Source organism: Serratia sp. CY56464, from assembly GCF_052168435.1.
Lineage (GTDB): Bacteria > Pseudomonadota > Gammaproteobacteria > Enterobacterales > Enterobacteriaceae > Serratia > Serratia marcescens.
Map to the genome: position 1 here is coordinate 1 of NZ_JBJNMV010000004.1, position 15,775 is coordinate 15,775.

The 15,775-nt window shown below is 59.5% G+C and carries 14 protein-coding genes; 6 read left to right on the forward strand and 8 right to left on the reverse strand.

Features of this window, described 5'->3' with window-relative positions:
* Positions 1 to 265: 265 nt before the first annotated feature.
* Entirely contained in the window at positions 266 to 955 is a 690-nt protein-coding gene (locus tag ACJ8KE_RS18095; RefSeq protein ID WP_004933751.1) for a FadR/GntR family transcriptional regulator, read from the forward strand.
* A 67-nt stretch (positions 956 to 1,022) separates the two neighbouring features.
* Positions 1,023 to 2,438 carry a multidrug transporter subunit MdtD gene (mdtD, locus tag ACJ8KE_RS18100; RefSeq protein WP_025160302.1) on the forward strand — a complete coding sequence of 472 codons (1,416 nt, stop codon included), beginning with the start codon at positions 1,023 to 1,025 and terminating at the stop codon, positions 2,436 to 2,438.
* Here mdtD and rbsR read toward each other — a convergent pair.
* The 7 genes from rbsR to kup form a co-directional block, all read right to left on the reverse strand.
* Positions 2,435 to 3,436, reverse strand: coding sequence for a ribose operon transcriptional repressor RbsR (gene rbsR, locus ACJ8KE_RS18105; protein ID WP_025160301.1), 1,002 nt, complete (start codon positions 3,434 to 3,436; stop codon positions 2,435 to 2,437). The genes mdtD and rbsR overlap by 4 nt on opposite strands.
* A gap of 4 nt (positions 3,437 to 3,440) precedes the next feature.
* Positions 3,441 to 4,373 carry a ribokinase gene (gene rbsK, locus ACJ8KE_RS18110; RefSeq protein ID WP_079450349.1) on the reverse strand — a complete coding sequence of 311 codons (933 nt, stop codon included), beginning with the start codon at positions 4,371 to 4,373 and terminating at the stop codon, positions 3,441 to 3,443.
* Between the two features lie 61 nt (positions 4,374 to 4,434).
* Complete coding sequence (rbsB, locus tag ACJ8KE_RS18115; RefSeq protein WP_049299635.1) at positions 4,435 to 5,322, reverse strand: ribose ABC transporter substrate-binding protein RbsB; 888 nt, start codon at positions 5,320 to 5,322, stop codon at positions 4,435 to 4,437.
* Between the two features lie 24 nt (positions 5,323 to 5,346).
* On the reverse strand, positions 5,347 to 6,315 hold the full coding sequence (gene rbsC / locus ACJ8KE_RS18120) for a ribose ABC transporter permease (RefSeq protein ID WP_004933766.1): 969 nt from the start codon (positions 6,313 to 6,315) through the stop codon (positions 5,347 to 5,349).
* A gap of 6 nt (positions 6,316 to 6,321) precedes the next feature.
* Positions 6,322 to 7,827 carry a ribose ABC transporter ATP-binding protein RbsA gene (gene rbsA / locus ACJ8KE_RS18125; RefSeq protein ID WP_442517332.1) on the reverse strand — a complete coding sequence of 502 codons (1,506 nt, stop codon included), beginning with the start codon at positions 7,825 to 7,827 and terminating at the stop codon, positions 6,322 to 6,324.
* A 7-nt stretch (positions 7,828 to 7,834) separates the two neighbouring features.
* Positions 7,835 to 8,254, reverse strand: a complete 420-nt coding sequence (gene rbsD / locus ACJ8KE_RS18130; RefSeq protein WP_016929625.1) for a D-ribose pyranase — start codon at positions 8,252 to 8,254, stop codon at positions 7,835 to 7,837.
* A 170-nt stretch (positions 8,255 to 8,424) separates the two neighbouring features.
* Complete coding sequence (gene kup, locus ACJ8KE_RS18135) at positions 8,425 to 10,293, reverse strand: low affinity potassium transporter Kup (RefSeq protein ID WP_015379467.1); 1,869 nt, start codon at positions 10,291 to 10,293, stop codon at positions 8,425 to 8,427.
* A 283-nt stretch (positions 10,294 to 10,576) separates the two neighbouring features.
* Here kup and ravA point away from each other — a divergent pair, with 283 nt between their 5' ends.
* Together ravA and viaA are read left to right on the forward strand one after the other, a co-directional pair.
* The gene (gene ravA, locus ACJ8KE_RS18140) at positions 10,577 to 12,085 is read left to right on the forward strand and encodes an ATPase RavA (protein ID WP_016929624.1); all 1,509 of its coding nucleotides are present in this window, start codon (positions 10,577 to 10,579) and stop codon (positions 12,083 to 12,085) included.
* A gap of 2 nt (positions 12,086 to 12,087) precedes the next feature.
* Entirely contained in the window at positions 12,088 to 13,551 is a 1,464-nt protein-coding gene (viaA, locus tag ACJ8KE_RS18145; RefSeq protein WP_004933781.1) for an ATPase RavA stimulator ViaA, read from the forward strand.
* 4 nt (positions 13,552 to 13,555) lie between these two features.
* On the opposite strand, the gene asnA is transcribed toward viaA, so the two are convergent.
* The gene (asnA, locus tag ACJ8KE_RS18150) at positions 13,556 to 14,548 is read right to left on the reverse strand and encodes an aspartate--ammonia ligase (protein ID WP_016929623.1); all 993 of its coding nucleotides are present in this window, start codon (positions 14,546 to 14,548) and stop codon (positions 13,556 to 13,558) included.
* 155 nt (positions 14,549 to 14,703) lie between these two features.
* Here asnA and asnC point away from each other — a divergent pair, with 155 nt between their 5' ends.
* Both asnC and mioC read left to right on the forward strand, forming a co-directional pair.
* Positions 14,704 to 15,165 carry a transcriptional regulator AsnC gene (gene asnC, locus ACJ8KE_RS18155; protein ID WP_004933786.1) on the forward strand — a complete coding sequence of 154 codons (462 nt, stop codon included), beginning with the start codon at positions 14,704 to 14,706 and terminating at the stop codon, positions 15,163 to 15,165.
* A 100-nt stretch (positions 15,166 to 15,265) separates the two neighbouring features.
* Positions 15,266 to 15,706, forward strand: coding sequence for an FMN-binding protein MioC (gene mioC, locus ACJ8KE_RS18160; RefSeq protein WP_016929621.1), 441 nt, complete (start codon positions 15,266 to 15,268; stop codon positions 15,704 to 15,706).
* Positions 15,707 to 15,775: the final 69 nt, after the last annotated feature.

The following is a 15,775-nucleotide window of genomic DNA, read 5'->3' on the forward strand; positions in this document are numbered from 1 at the left end:
CGCCCGGAGAGTCAAGCGTTTATTTCGCTTTCTTCTCGCTGACCCGGCGGCTTGTCAGTCGTTGTTCCCGGTCAGTGGAGGCGCATTATAGGGAGTTCTCGGCAGGCCGCAACCCCTAAATGCAAAAAACTTTTCAAGCGCGTTTTTTTTCAACAAAAGGGCGAAAAAGCGGCGAATTTATGTCACTTTTTCAGGCAAACAGCCATAAAAGCTGGCGATCACTGGAGTAAAATAGAAATAACGATGTCAGTAAGGATCCGCAGCCATGCCGTTAAATGCACAACAACAGGCCGCCCAACGCAATCTTTCTTATCTGCTTGCAGAAAAACTCGGCCAACAAATTCTGGCAGGCGATTATCAGGCCGGCAGCATTCTGCCTGGTGAAATGGAACTGGGCGAGCAATTCGGCGTCAGCCGTACCGCAGTGCGCGAAGCGGTGAAGATGTTAGCCGCCAAAGGCATGTTATTGCCGCGCCCGCGCATTGGCACCCGCGTGATGCCGCAAAGCCAATGGAATTTCCTCGATCAAGATTTACTGACCTGGTGGATGACGCGGGAAAACTTCGATCAGGTGATGCAACACTTCCTTATCTTGCGCACCTCGCTGGAGCCGCAGGCCTGCGCGTTGGCGGCAAACCACGCCAGCCCGCAGCAAACCAAGTTGCTGGCGGGGCTGATGGCGGAAATGCGCGCGCTGCATACCCAGTTTGATCGCGAGCGTTGGATCCAGGTCGATACCCAATTCCACCAGCTCATCTACGAGGCCAGCGGCAACCCGTTCCTGACCTCGTTCGCCAACCTGTTCAGTTCGGTGTACCAAAGCTACTTCCGCGCCATCACCGGCAATGAAGTGATCAAGCTGCGCCATCATCAGGCTATCGTCGATGCGATACTCGCCGGAGACAGCGCAGGCGCCCTCGTCGCCTGCCAGGTACTGCTGAAAGAGAAAGACTAGACACGCTCCCCGCTTATATATAGAAGAAAGAGACGAGGGACAGACGACCATTTAACCAGGACCGACCATGACCCAATCCGCGCGCAGTATGGCAGGACTACCGTGGATCGCCGCAATGGCGTTCTTTATGCAGGCGCTGGACGCCACTATCCTCAACACCGCGCTGCCGGCGATCGCCCAAAGCCTGGGGCGTTCGCCGCTGGCGATGCAATCGGCCGTCATCAGCTACACGCTGACGGTGGCAATGCTGATCCCGGTCAGCGGCTGGCTGGCGGATCGCTTCGGCACTCGACGGGTATTCATCTTCGCCGTCACGTTATTCACCCTCGGTTCGCTGCTGTGCGCCTTGTCTCCTACGTTGAGCGCGCTGGTTGCCTCTCGCGTGCTGCAGGGCATCGGCGGCGCGATGATGATGCCGGTCGCGCGCTTGGCGCTGCTGCGCGCCTACCCGCGCAGCGAACTGCTGCCGGTGCTGAACTTCGTCACCATGCCCGGCCTGGTCGGGCCGATTCTGGGGCCGCTGCTGGGCGGCTGGCTGGTAACCTACGCCACCTGGCACTGGATTTTCCTGATCAATATCCCTATCGGTCTGCTCGGCATCTTCTATGCACGCAAATACATGCCGGACTTCACCACGCCCAAACGCCGCTTCGATTTCCTTGGCTTTATGCTATTCGGCCTGAGCCTGGTGCTGATCTCCACCGGGCTGGAGCTGTTTGGCGAGCGGGTGCTGGCCAGCTACGTTTCGCTGGGCATTCTGCTCAGCGGCTTCGTAATGCTGTTCGGCTACATCGCGCACGCACGCCGCCATCCTCAGCCACTGATCGGTCTCGACCTGTTCAAAACCCGCACCTTCTCGGTCGGCATCGCCGGCAACGTCGCCTCCAGACTGGGCACCGGCTGCGTGCCGTTTTTAATGCCGCTCATGCTGCAGGTGGGATTCGGCTACACGGCGATCGTCGCCGGTTGCATGATGGCGCCAACCGCCATCGGCTCGCTGATGGCGAAATCCACCGTCACTCAGGTACTGCGCTGGTTCGGCTACCGTAAAACGCTGGTCGGCATCACCGTTATCATCGGGGTGCTGATCGCCCAGTTCGCCCTGCAAAGCCCGGGCATGCCGCTGTGGCTGATGATCCTGCCGCTGTTCGTGCTGGGCATGGCGATGTCCACCCAGTTCACCGCCATGAACACCATCAGCCTGGCGGATTTGAACGACGCCAACGCCAGCGCCGGCAACAGCGTCCTGGCGGTCACCCAACAGCTGTCCATCAGCTTCGGCGTGGCGATCAGCGCGGCGGTGCTGCGTTTTTACGAATCCCTGTCGTTAGGCACCATGATCGACCACTTCCATTACACCTTTATCACCATGGGGATCGTCACCGTGGCGTCGGCGCTGGTGTTTATGTTGCTGAGAAGGAAAGATGGCCGCAATTTGATCAGCGGCCAGGAAAGCAAGAAAGAAGCGAAGGCGGCCAGTTAACGGCGCCCCACCGAGGCGCGTTCCACCAGCTCGGGCGTCAGCACCAGCACCTGGGGTGCGCGCTCCGGGTTCTGCAGGCGGTTGATCAGCGCATCGATCGCCAATTCGCCCAGCGAATCCTTCGGTTGGTGAATGGTGCTCAGCGGTGGCGCCAAATAACGCGCCAGCTCAATGTCATCGTAACCCATCACCGCCATATCCTGCGGCACGGAAAGCCCGGCCTGATACAGCGCCTGATAAACGCCTACCGCCACCGCGTCGTTGCCGGCGAACACCGCATGCGGCGGCTCGTCCAGCGCCAGCAGTTGGCGCATGGCGTTTACCCCGCCCTCAAACTCAAAGTCGCAATGCACTTCATACCCTGGCGGAACCGGCAATCCGGCGCGACGCATCGCGTTGCGATAACCTTCCAGTCGGTGACGGGCGGTGGTTTTATCCTGCGGGCCGGCGATGCAGGCGATCTTGCGGTAGCCGCGGGCGATCAGATGGTCGGTCGCCATCTCGCCGCCCAGCAGCGAGTTATCCTGAATAATGTCGTTGGCGCCCTCGAACGGCGCCCAGTCCATCATCACGATCGGCAATGACGGGTAGCGGCTCAGGGCATCTTGCGATGGCCGGTGGTTTTCGGTGCACATCAACAGCAAACCGTCGACGCGCTTTTGCAGCAGCGTCTCCATGCTGCGGTTCATGCGCGCGGCGTCTTCTTCGGTATTGCACAGAATTAAACTGTAGCCGCGTTCATAGCAGCTGCGCTCCACGCCGCGCACCACTTCGGCATAAAACGGGTTGTTGCTGGCGGTCACCAGCATGCCGATGGTGCGCGTCTGATTGAGCTTCAGGCTGCGCGCCAGCGCGGAAGGCGCATAGTTCAGCTGTTCCACGGCCGCCATGACCTTGTCGCGCACGCTGTCGCTGACAAAGCGATTGTTGTTGACCACATGCGAAACGGTAGAAGTTGAAACGCCCGCCAGGCGGGCGACATCTTTCATGGTGGCCAAAGGATCACCCCTGCTGCTGCAAGAAGGCGTCGATCTCTTCACGCCACGGCACCGAAGGTTGCGCGCCTGGGCGGGTCACGGCGATCGCCGCCGCCGCATGGGCGAAACGCACCGCGTCGGCCATGACCTTGCCTTCCAACAGGGCGGTCACCAGCGCACCGTTAAAGGTATCGCCGGCGGCGATGGTATCCACCGCTTGCACCTTGAAGCCGGGCACCCGTTTGCCGTTGCCGTTGCCGTTTTCGCTCAGCCACACGCCGCGGCTACCGAGGGTGATGATCACCGTCGCGATGCCCTTGTCGTGCAGCGCCTGCGCCGCACGCGCCGCATCGTCGTCGTTGTCCACGGCGATGCCGGTCAGGCGCTGAGCTTCGGTTTCATTCGGGGTGATGATATCGATCATGGCCAGCAGCTCGTCCGGCAGCTCGCGCGCCGGGGCCGGGTTGAGGATCACCTGCGTTTGATGTTGTTTCGCCAGGCGGGCGGCGGCGATCACCGTCTCCAGCGGCGACTCCAGCTGCATCAGCAGGGCATCGGCGTCGATGACTTTTTGTTGGTAGCGCGCCAGGTAATCCGGCGTCACCGCGGCGTTGGCGCCGGCATCAATGCCGATCACGTTCTCGCCTTCGGCGTTGACGAAGATCAGCGCCACGCCGGTGGTGCTGTCGGCGATGGCTTCAATCGGTTGAGTATCAATGCGATCGCTCGCCAGCTGCCGGCGGATACGCTCACCGATATCATCGGCGCCTACGCAGGCGATAAAGGCGATCTCCGCCCCGCTGCGCCCGGCCGCCACCGCCTGATTCGCGCCCTTGCCGCCAAACGCCACCTTATACTGTTTCCCGATCACCGTTTCGCCCGGGTGGGGGAACTGTTCAATATTGAGGATATGGTCGGCATTGATGCTGCCAAGAACCACCAGCTTACCTGTTTCCATCGCATTGATTCCTGAATTGCGCGCCATCGTAAACGCCCCGTTCCGATGGCGCTGGAATGACTTACTGAGTGACCAGCTTCAAATCCACCGGGATGGTCGCCGGCACTTTTTCGCCTTTCAGCACCTTATCGGCGGTTTCCACGCCGATCACGCCGATCTGATCGGGGCGCTGCGCCACGGTCGCCGCCAGCTTGCCGCCTTCGACCGCTTTCACGCCGTCGGCGGTGCCGTCGAAGCCTACCACGATCACGTCGGTTTTACCGGCAGTTTGCAGCGCACGCAGCGCGCCCAACGCCATTTCATCGTTCTGGGCAAATACCGCCTGCACATCCGGGTGAGCGGTCAGCAGGTTCTGCATCACGTTCAGACCCTTGGTGCGATCGAAATCGGCCGGCTGGCTGGCCAGCAGTGTGAATTTATTCTGATCCAGCGACTGTTTGAAGCCTTCGCCGCGTTCACGCGCGGCGGAGGTGCCGGCAATGCCTTCCAGCTGAATCACCTTGGCATCGGTGCCCGCTTTCTTGGCGATGAAGTCGCCGGCCATTTTGCCGCCCACGCGGTTATCCGAAGCGATGTGGCTCACCACGTCGCCCTTGCTCGCCACACGGTCCAGCGTGATGACCGGGATCTTAGCCTGGTTGGCCATCTTGATGGCGTTACCCACCGCGTCGGAGTCGGTCGGGTTGATCAACAGCAGCTTGGGCGCCCGCACCATCAGATCCTGCACGTTGGCCAGCTCTTTCGCCGGGTTGTTCTGGGAATCCAACACCACCAGGTTGTAGCCCAACTTGTTGGCCTCTTGCTGCGCACCATCCTTCATCGAAACGAAGAACGGGTTGTTGAGGGTGGACACCACCAGCGCGATGGTGTCTTTGGCCATGGCATTGGCGCTCAGGGTGGCGCTCAGCGCGATGGCGGAGGCTAAGGTTGCCAGTTTTTTCATTTTCATCATCGTGATTCCTGTAGGGGGAGGTTACTTGTTGCTTTTGTTATCTACCAGAACCGCCAGCAGTATCACCACTGCCTTCACGATCATTTGGTAGTAGGAAGAAACACCCAATAAATTCAGGCCGTTGTTCAGGAAGCCGAGGATCAGCGCCCCGATCAGCGTGCCGACGATGCGCCCCTTGCCGCCGGCCAGGCTGGTGCCGCCCAGCACCACGGCGGCGATGGCGTCCAGCTCATAGCCGGTGCCGGCGGTTGGCTGCGCCGACGACAGGCGCGCCACTTCGATTACCCCAGCCAACGCCGCCAGCAGGCCGCACAGCGAGTAGACGATAATCTTCACTTTATCGACGCTGATGCCGGACAGACGGGTCGCCGCTTCGTTGCCGCCCAGGGCATAAATATAGCGGCCCAGGCGCGTATGGTGCAGCATATACCAGGCGGCGATGAACACGATCGCCATGATCCAGATCGGCGTAGGCACGCCCAGCGGACGGCCGATGCCGAACCAGCCGAAGGTGTCGGCCACATCGGTGAAACCGGTGTTGATCGGGCTGCCGTTGGTGTACACCATGGTGACGCCGCGCAGCAACAGCATCATCACCAGCGTGGCGATAAAGGCCTGCACTTTGCCTTTGGCGACGATCACTCCGGTGCAGGCGCCAACCGCGGCGCCCAGCGCCAGTGCCGCCGCCACCGCCACCAGCGCGTTGACCTCAAAGCCGACGATCGACGCCGCCACCGCGCCGGTCAGCGCCAGTAGCGATCCCACCGACAGATCGATGCCGGACGTGAGGATCACCAGCGTCATCCCCACCGCCATGATGGCGTTCACCGAGGTCTGCTGCAGAATATTGAACAGGTTGTTCAGGGTGAAGAAGTTCGGGCTCATGGAAGAGACCACGGCGATCAGCACCAGCAGCGCAATCAACGACTTCTGCTCTAACAGCCACTCTTTACTGAACCAGCGCTTAGCTGCGATAGTCTGGGAACTCATATCTGATTACTCCTGCTTTACGCCGTATTGCTTGCCGACGGCTGCCGCCATCAACGCTTCCTGGGTGGCCTGTTCAATCGGGAAATCGCCGCTGAGATGCCCTTCGTGCATCACCAGAATGCGATCGCTCATGCCCATCACCTCCGGCATTTCCGAAGACACCAGAATGATGCTCAGCCCTTCCTGTTTGAACTGGTTGATTAACTGATAGATCTCTTTTTTGGCGCCGACGTCGACGCCGCGCGTCGGCTCATCGAGGATCAGCACCTTCGGCCGGGTCATCAGGCCGCGGGCGATCGCCACTTTCTGCTGATTGCCGCCGGAAAGCAGACCGATCGGCTGCTCCATCGACGGCGTTTTGATATTGAACAGGCGGATGAAGTCCCCCACCGCCTGCCGCTCGTCGGCCTGCTTCAGGCTGCCGTCGGCGCGGCTGAAGTAACGCAGCGCGGTCAGCGACATGTTTTCCTTCACCGACATGCCCAGCACCAGGCCGTCGCGCTTGCGGTCTTCCGAGATATAGACGATGCCGTTCGCCAACCCATCCTGCGGCGAATGGGTGACTACCTCGCGGCCGTCGAGGTTGACGGTGCCGGCCTTGCGCGGCGCGGCGCCATACAGGATCTTCATCAATTCGGTGCGCCCGGCGCCCATCAGCCCGGCCACGCCGAGGATCTCGCCGCGATACAGCGTAAAGCTGATGTCTTCAACGCCGGGGCCGGAAAGGTGGCTGACGTCCAGCCGCTTTTCCCCGCGCGGCAAATCAAGGCGCGGGTATTGTTCTTCCAGCTTGCGGCCGACCATCATCTCAATCAGCGAATCTTCCTGCAGCTCGCTCACCGGCCGCTCGGCGATGAACTGCCCATCGCGAAATACCGTCACGTCGTCGCAGATTTCAAAAATCTCTTTCAGGCGGTGCGAGATATACACGATGCCGCGCCCTTCGGCCTTCAGCTCGTTGATCACCTTGAACAGCGAGGCGGTTTCGGTATCGGTCAGCGCATCGGTCGGTTCGTCCATGATGATCACTTTCGATTCGAAGCTCAGCACCTTGGCGATCTCCACCATCTGCTGATCGCCAATCGACAGCTCGCCCACCAGCCGATGGCTGCTGTAGCGCAGGTTGAGGCGCGCCAGCAAGCGATCGGCCTCGGCGTACATGCGCTTCCAGTCAATGCGGCCGAAACGGTTGACGAACTCGCGGCCGAGGAAGATGTTTTCCGCAATCGTCAGTTGCGGGATCAGGTTCAGCTCCTGATGGATAATGCCGATGCCCGCTTCCTGCGAATCCTTGGGCCCGTTGAATACCACCTCTTTACCGAGAAAATACTGACTGCCGGCGTCTTTCTGGTAGATGCCGGTCAGCACTTTCATCATGGTGGACTTCCCGGCGCCGTTTTCCCCCACCAGCGCCATCACCTTGCCGGGATAGACGCTGAGGGCGGCGCCAGAAAGCGCCTTCACGCCGGGAAAGGCTTTATCAATCCCTTTCAGTTGCAGTAAAGGTTGCATAAACGCCTCAGAAAGTTACGCCGGCGCACAGGATCACGTTCGCGTAAGGCGAACACTCCCCGCTGCGAATCACCGCCCGGCTGTGCTCGGTTTGCGCTTTAAACGCCTGATGGCTGATATAGCGCACGCTGATGGTGTTACCCTGGCGTTGGCCCAGTGCGGTCAGTTCCGCCAGCAGCGCCTCGTGGAGCGACGGATTCTGTTTCACGATCTCTTCCGCCAGGATGGCGCTTTCTACCTGCATCTCTTGCGTGACCGCCGCGAACACCTGCATGAAGGTCGGCACGCCCTGCGTCAGCGCCAGATCGATGCGCTGCGTTTCCGCCGGTATCGGCAGGCCCGCGTCGCACAGAGTGAGCTGGTCGGTATGCCCCAGCCGGGCAATCACGGCAGACACGTCGGAATTCAGTAATACGCCTTTTTTCATCTTCTCACTCCGCTAGCGAAACGTTTCGCTCTTTGGAGGAGTTTAAAAAAACGGCAGGGGAAGGCAACCAGGACAATGCAGAAGTGTGATCGTTATCGAAACGTTTCGTTCGCACACGGACAAAGCGCAAACAAAAGGGGCTCAGCCATGCTGAGCCCCTGTCAGGCGGATTAGATCTCGACCTGCGTGCCGAGTTCGATGACCCGGTTCGGCGGAATTTCGAACTGATCCGGCGCGCGCAGCGCATTGCGGCTCAGAGCGACGAACAGTTTGCCGCGCAGGTAGAGGTACCATGGCCGCTTGGTGAGGATCAGCGATTCATGGGACATGAAGAACGACGTCTCCGACATGCGGCACGGCAACCCTTCCAGCCCGCAGCGGTGGAACACTTCCTCGACATTCGGCGTTTCACGCCAGCCGTAGCTGGCCACCACCCGCCAGAAGGTCGGCGACAGCTGCTCGATGGTTACCCGGCGCACGTTGTGCACGTAAGGCGCATCCTCGGTGCGCAGCGTCAGCAACACCACACGCTCGTGCAGCACCTTGTTGTGCTTCAGGTTGTGCAGCAGCGCAAAAGGAATGACGTTGGTGGCGCGCGACAAGAACACCGCGGTACCCGGCACCCGTACCGGCGGCGATTTCTCCAGCGAGGCAATCATCGCCTCCAGCGAGTTGCCGTGCTCATGCAGACGACGCAACAGGCGGAAACGCTCGCTCTTCCAGGTAGTCATAATGATGAACATCACCAGCGCCAAGGTCAGCGGCAGCCAGCCGCCGGAGAACAGCTTCAGGGCGTTGGCGGAAAACATCGGCACGTCGATGATCAGCAAGATGGTCACGATGCCGATCGCCAGGAAGCGATTCCAGTGCCAGTTATTGATCGCCACCGAGGTGACCAGAATGCTGGTCAACACCATGGTGCCGGTGACCGCGATGCCGTACGCCGCCGCCAGGTTGCTGGAGTGCTCGAAGCCGATGATCACCAGCACCACCGAGATGTACAGCGTCCAGTTGATCACCGGAATGTAGATCTGGCCGGATTCCATTTCCGAAGTGTGAATGATGCGCATCGGCGACAGATAGCCCAGGCGCACCGCCTGGCGAGTCAGCGAGAAGACGCCGGAAATCACCGCCTGCGAAGCGATCACCGTCGCCAGGGTCGCCAGAATCAGCAGCGGGATCAGCGCCCAATCAGGCGCCAACAGGAAGAACGGGTTTTTGATCGCCTCAGGATTTTTCAGCAGCAGCGCGCCCTGGCCGAAGTAGTTGAGCACCAGCGAAGGCAGCACCACGGTGAACCAGGCCAGACGGATCGGGAACTTGCCGAAGTGCCCCATATCGGCATACAGCGCCTCGACGCCGGTGATCGACAACACCACCGCCCCCAGCGCGAAGAACGACACCTTCTTATATTCCATGAAGAAATTGAGCGCCCATTTGGGATTCAGCGCCTGCAGCACTTCCGGGTTCGAAATGATGCTGCGCGCGCCCAGCACCGCCAACACGATGAACCACAGCAGCATTACCGGGGCGAACAGCTTGCCGACGCTGCCGGTGCCGTGCTTTTGGATAACGAACAGCAGCGTCAGCACCAGAATGGAGAGCGGCACGATATAGGCGTCAAGCGCAGGCGCGGCGATTTCCAACCCCTCTATCGCCGACATCACCGAGATCGCCGGGGTGATCACCACCTCGCCATAGAAGAAGCTGCCGCCGATCAGGCCCAGTATCACCAACACCGCAGTGGTGCGCGCCGAGGTATTGCGCCCGGCCAGCGACATCAGCGTCAGAATGCCGCCCTCGCCGGCGTTGTCCGCGCGCATCACGTAGGTGAGATATTTGAGGGAAACGATCACGATCAGCATCCAGAAAATCAGCGACAGGAAGCCGAAAACCACGTCTGGACGAACATCGAAGCCGTAATGGCCGGAGAAACACTCTCTCAACGTATAGAGAGGGCTGGTGCCGATATCACCGTAGACCACGCCGATGGCAGCCAAGGTTACCGCCGATAAGGACTGCTTATGCTCTGCGCTCATAATTCGTTTCTTTATCAGAACATCCGTTAGCGATGCATCCGCATCAGGCAAAATACGGGCTCAAAGATCCGTCACGCCCACCAGAAAGCCGCACAGTATGCACCATTTATACCGCTTGCCTACCCTTATATCAGAGCCGAAAAATAAACAAAATGTGAACCGAATATCCGGCTTAACTTAGAAAAATATTACTAATCAACAGGCTATACCACTAAAAATAATGGTGGTTTATCATCGGATTATCGACCAAGATTGGCTAACTCTCGGACAATGCGACAATTATATGACGCCATCATCCCTTCTGGCAGAACGAATTTCCCGCCTCAGCAACGCGCTGGAGAGCGGTCTTTATGAGCGGCAAGAGGCAATCCGTCTGTGCCTGCTGGCGGCGCTGAGCGGCGAAAGCGTATTCCTGCTCGGCCCGCCCGGCATCGCCAAGAGCCTGATCGCGCGCCGGCTGAAGTTTGCCTTCCGCAACGCCCGCTCCTTTGAATACCTGATGACGCGTTTTTCCACGCCGGAGGAGGTCTTCGGCCCGCTATCTATTCAGGCGCTGAAAGATGAGGGGCGCTATCAGCGTCTGACCGCCGGCTATCTGCCGGAAGCGGAGATCGTGTTTCTGGACGAGATCTGGAAGGCCGGCCCGGCGATCCTTAACACGCTGCTGACGGCGATCAACGAACGCCGTTTTCGCAACGGCAACAGCGAAGAACCGATCCCGCTGCGCCTGCTGGTCACCGCCTCCAACGAACTGCCCGAAGCGGACAACAGCCTCGAAGCCTTATATGACCGCATGCTGATCCGTCTGTGGCTGGACAAGGTGCAGGATAAACAGAATTTCCGCTCGCTGCTGGTCAACCGCCAGAGCGAAAGCCAAAACCCGGTGCCGGCAGCGCTGAGCATCAGCGACGAAGAGTTTCTGCAGTGGCAACCGCAGATCGACAAAGTCGCGCTGCCGGAAGCCTGTTTTGAGCTGATCTTCCAGCTGCGCCAGCGGCTGGATGCGCTGGAGCAGGCGCCTTACGTCTCCGATCGGCGCTGGAAAAAAGCCCTGCGCCTGCTGCAAGCCTGCGCCTTCTTCAGCGGGCGCGACGCCATCGCCCCGCTCGACCTGATGCTATTGAAAGACTGCCTGTGGCACGATCTCACCTCGCTGAAACTGCTGCAACAGCAGATCGATCAGTTGCTGACCGAGTCAGCCTATCAGCAACAATCGATGCTGATCCAGTTGCAACAGATCCACACCCGCTGGCTGCAGGACCAGCAACAGCAAAGCGATCGGCAGGCCATCAGCCTGGTGAAAAAGGGCGGCATGTTCAGCCGTAAACCGCAATACGCGCCGGCCACGCCGTTCCCCGGCGGCACCCTCACCCTGCTGCTGCAAAAACCGCTGCAGCTGCACGACATTCAGGTCAATCATCTGAGCATCGAAAGCAGCGCGCTGGACAACTGGCTGCAAAAAGGCGGCGACGTGCGCGCCAAGCTAAATGGCATCGGCTTCGCGCAGCCGATCGATTTGGACGTGGACGATCAACTACACCTCACGGTGTTGGACGTCAGCCGCCAGCCATCGTTGCTGGCGCTGCCGGGCAAACAGGCCACCGCCACGCCACAGGCGCTGCTGGATGAAATGGACGGATTGGCCCAGCGCCTGGCGGAGCAACGCCGCGCCTTCAGCCAACATCAGCCCTGTCTGTTCACGCCCGCCGCCGGCCTGGCCAAGATCGAAGCCAGTCTGCTGCAGGTCGCGGAACAGGTTAAACAACAACTGCAGCAAATGCGCGGCCAGTAACCATGCTCAGTCTGGAGACGCTCGATCTGCTGCTGGCGATCACCGAAGGCGAGATGATCGAGGAGATGATCGTCGGCATGCTGGCGGCGCCGCAGCTGTCGGTATTCTTTAAAAAGTTTCCGGCCCTTCGCCGGGCGCTGGATCGCGATCTGCCGCGTTGGAAGCTGCAGCTTAAGGAACGTCTGCAGGAGGCGATGGTGCCGCCGGCGCTGGCGCAGGAATTTTACCGCTACCAACAGTGCCAGTTGGAGAACAACACCCAGTTTTATCACAACCTCAACGACACGATGGAACTGCTGCGCCAGCTGGTCTCACCGTTTTATGAACAGGCGCGCGCGCTGGTGGACGCCGCCGATCTGCCCAATCACCCGCTTGACGACAGCTTTCAAACCCTGTTTCTGCAGCGCTGGCGCATCAGCCTGACGCTGCAGGCCACCATGCTGCACCACCAGTTGCTGGAACAAGAGCGCGAGCAGCTGATGGCGGAGCTGCAGGAGCGCCTGGCGCTGAGCGGCGCGCTGGAGCCGCTGCTGTCGGAAAATGACACCGCCGCCGGCAGGCTGTGGGACATGAGCAAAGGCCAGCTGCAGCGTGGCGATTACCAGCGGCTGGTGGAGTACGGCAACTTTTTGCAGCAGCAGCCGGAGCTGAAAAAGCTGGCGCAACAGCTGGGCCGCAGCTATCAGGCCAAGGCGGTGCAGCAACAGGACGCGCAGCCGGAGCCGTTCAGGGTCATGGTGCAGGTGCCGGCCACGCTGCCGGAAGAAGTGAGCGGCATTCATCAGAGCGACGACATCCTGCGCCTGCTGCCGCCGGAGCTGGCGACGCTGGGGATAGAAGAGCTGGAATTCGAGTTCTACCGCCGCCTGTTGGAAAAGCGGCTGCTGAGCTACCGTCTGCAAGGCGACGTCTGGCAGGAACAGATCCTGATCCGCCAGGTCACTCACCAGCAGCAGGATCAACAGCCGCGCGGGCCGTTTATCGTCTGCGTGGACACCTCCGGATCGATGGGCGGTTTTAACGAACAGTGCGCCAAGGCCTTCTGTCTGGCGCTGCTGCGCATTGCGCTGGCGGACAACCGCCGCTGCTATATCATGCTGTTCGCCAACCAGATCGTGCATTACGAACTCACCGCCGCCAGCGGCATCGAACAAGCGGTGCGCTTTCTCGGCCAGCAGTTTCGCGGCGGCACCGATCTGGCGGCCTGCCTGAACGCCACCGTCACCAAAATGGCGGAGAGCGGCTGGTTCGACGCCGATGCGGTGATCATTTCCGATTTTATCGCCCAGCGGTTGCCGGAGGAGGTAATAAAGAAGGTGAAACAGCAGCAACAAAGCCACCAGCAACGTTTCCACGCGGTGGCGATGTCCGCTTACGGCAAACCCGGCATCATGCGCATCTTCGATCATATCTGGCGCTTTGATACCGGGTTGAAAAGCCGTTTGATGCGCCGCTGGCGGCGCTAGGCGGTTAGAGCAGGCCTTCGACCGCGCCGCGCACTTCCGGCGACCACACACCGCACTGCACCTGGCCGATATGCGACAGCTGCAACAGCAGCATCACCAAACGCGACTGACCGATGCCGCCGCCGATGGTCTGCGGCATATCGCCGCGCAGCAGCGACTGGTGCCATTCCAGCTTCATGCGCTCTTCGTCGCCGGTCAGCGCCAGCTGATGTTTCAGCGCCGCGGCGTCGACGCGAATGCCCATGGAAGACAGCTCGAAAGCGTCCTGCAGCACCGGGTTCCACACCACGATATCGCCGTTCAGGCCCGCCAGTCCATCCGCCGTCGGCGTAGTCCAGTCATCATAATCCGGCGCACGCACATCGTGCGATTTGCCGTGCGACAGCTTGCCACCGATGCCGATCAGGAACACCGCGCCCAATTCTTTGGCAATCGCTCGCTCACGCCCTTTGGCGTCCAGATCCGGATAGCGCTGCAGCAGGGTTTCGCTGTGCACGAAGTGGATCTGTTCCGGCAGGAATGGGGTCAGGCCATGCTCACGGCTGACTTCCGCCTCCGTCGCCTTGATCGCAGCGTAAATGCTGCGCACGGTGTTTTTCAGGTAGTCCAGGCTGCGCTCACCGTCGCCCATCACCCTCTCCCAGTCCCACTGATCGACGTACACCGAGTGGATTGGCGTCAGACGGTCTTCATCCGGGCGCAGCGCCTTCATATGGGTATACAGGCCTTCGCCGGCACCGAAATCGTAGCTGCCCAGGGTTTTGCGTTTCCATTTCGCCAGCGAATGCACCACTTCGAAGGTGGCGTCCGGCAAGGTTTTGACTTTGACCTGCACCGCTTTCTCGCTGCCGGAAAGGTTATCCTGCGTGCCGTCGCCCAGGCGGCTAAGGATCGGGGCCTGCACTTCGATCAGACCGAGCTGTTGCTCCAGCTGGCGGGAGAAGAAGGATTTGACCTGGCTGATTTGTTGTTGTTTTTGGATAAACTGTTTTTTCATTGCCGTATCTCTTGTAAACCTGTCTCTGTTGCCATCGATTAAGCAACAAAATGACACGACTATTCAATATCCATTAATCAATATTGCCTTTTCACTTTTAATCGTTCATTTTTACCCGGACAGAATTCAACAATCGTTAATTAATGGGGGATTAAATGGCGGAAATTTATCAGATCGATAATCTCGATCGCGGCATTCTCAACGCCCTGATGGACAATGCGCGCACACCGTACGCCGAACTGGCGAAAAACTTCGCCGTCAGCCCCGGCACTATTCATGTGCGGGTGGAGAAGATGAAGCAGGCCGGGATCATCACCGGCGCGCGCATCGACGTCAGCCCCAAACAGCTGGGCTACGACGTGTGCTGCTTTATCGGCATCATCTTAAAGAGCGCCAAGGATTACCCTTCGGCGCTGAAGAAGCTGGAAAGCCTGGAAGAAGTGGTGGAAGCCTATTACACCACCGGCCACTACAGCGTCTTTATTAAGGTAATGTGCCGATCGATCGACGCGTTGCAACAGGTACTTATCAACAAGATCCAGACCATCGATGAGATCCAGTCTACCGAAACGCTGATCTCGCTGCAGAACCCCATTATGCGCACCATCGTGCCGTAACCCGCCAAATTGCATACCCACATTATCCACAGGTAGATCCCAGCCGATTCACAGCGTACAATGCAGCCACTTTGAGTGAGAAGGTTGGGATCGTTGGTTCATGGCAGACATTACTCTGATCAGTGGCAGTACGCTTGGCAGCGCCGAATACGTGGCTGAACATTTGGCTGAAAAGCTGGAAGACGCGGGTTTCTCTACCGAGATGCTGCACGGCCCTGAACTGGATGAACTGCCGTTGACCGGCCGCTGGCTGGTGGTCTCTTCCACGCACGGCGCCGGCGAACTGCCGGATAACCTTCAACCGCTGCTGGAACAGATCGCTGAGCAGCAGCCGGATCTTTCCGAGGTGCAGTTCGGCGCCGTCGGTTTGGGCAGTTCGGAATACGACACCTTCTGCGGCGCGATCAAACAGATCGACGATCTGTTGATCGCCAGAGGCGCTAAAAGGATCGGCGATCGTCTCGAGATCGACGTGACCGAGCATGAAATTCCCGAGGATCCGGCCGAGGAATGGGTAAAAAACTGGATTAATTTACTCTAATTCGTCTAAAGATCGCGCGAACGATTGTGGATAACTAAGCTTAAAAGCAGGGTAAAAGCCGTAGTTATC

Bases quoted from the DNA above. Each gene is read 5' to 3' on its own strand.
- rbsK (WP_079450349.1), bottom strand. From the start codon at position 4,373: ATGGAAACAGGTAAGCTGGTGGTTCTTGGCAGCATCAATGCCGACCAT.
- rbsA (WP_442517332.1), bottom strand. From the start codon at position 7,827: ATGCAACCTTTACTGCAACTGAAAGGGATTGATAAAGCCTTTCCCGGC.
- asnA (WP_016929623.1), bottom strand. From the start codon at position 14,548: ATGAAAAAACAGTTTATCCAAAAACAACAACAAATCAGCCAGGTCAAA.
- ravA (WP_016929624.1), top strand. From the start codon at position 10,577: ATGACGCCATCATCCCTTCTGGCAGAACGAATTTCCCGCCTCAGCAAC.
- rbsD (WP_016929625.1), bottom strand. From the start codon at position 8,254: ATGAAAAAAGGCGTATTACTGAATTCCGACGTGTCTGCCGTGATTGCC.
- mdtD (WP_025160302.1), top strand. From the start codon at position 1,023: ATGACCCAATCCGCGCGCAGTATGGCAGGACTACCGTGGATCGCCGCA.
- viaA (WP_004933781.1), top strand. From the start codon at position 12,088: ATGCTCAGTCTGGAGACGCTCGATCTGCTGCTGGCGATCACCGAAGGC.
- ACJ8KE_RS18095 (WP_004933751.1), top strand. From the start codon at position 266: ATGCCGTTAAATGCACAACAACAGGCCGCCCAACGCAATCTTTCTTAT.
- rbsB (WP_049299635.1), bottom strand. From the start codon at position 5,322: ATGAAAATGAAAAAACTGGCAACCTTAGCCTCCGCCATCGCGCTGAGC.
- asnC (WP_004933786.1), top strand. From the start codon at position 14,704: ATGGCGGAAATTTATCAGATCGATAATCTCGATCGCGGCATTCTCAAC.
- mioC (WP_016929621.1), top strand. From the start codon at position 15,266: ATGGCAGACATTACTCTGATCAGTGGCAGTACGCTTGGCAGCGCCGAA.
- kup (WP_015379467.1), bottom strand. From the start codon at position 10,293: ATGAGCGCAGAGCATAAGCAGTCCTTATCGGCGGTAACCTTGGCTGCC.
- rbsC (WP_004933766.1), bottom strand. From the start codon at position 6,315: ATGAGTTCCCAGACTATCGCAGCTAAGCGCTGGTTCAGTAAAGAGTGG.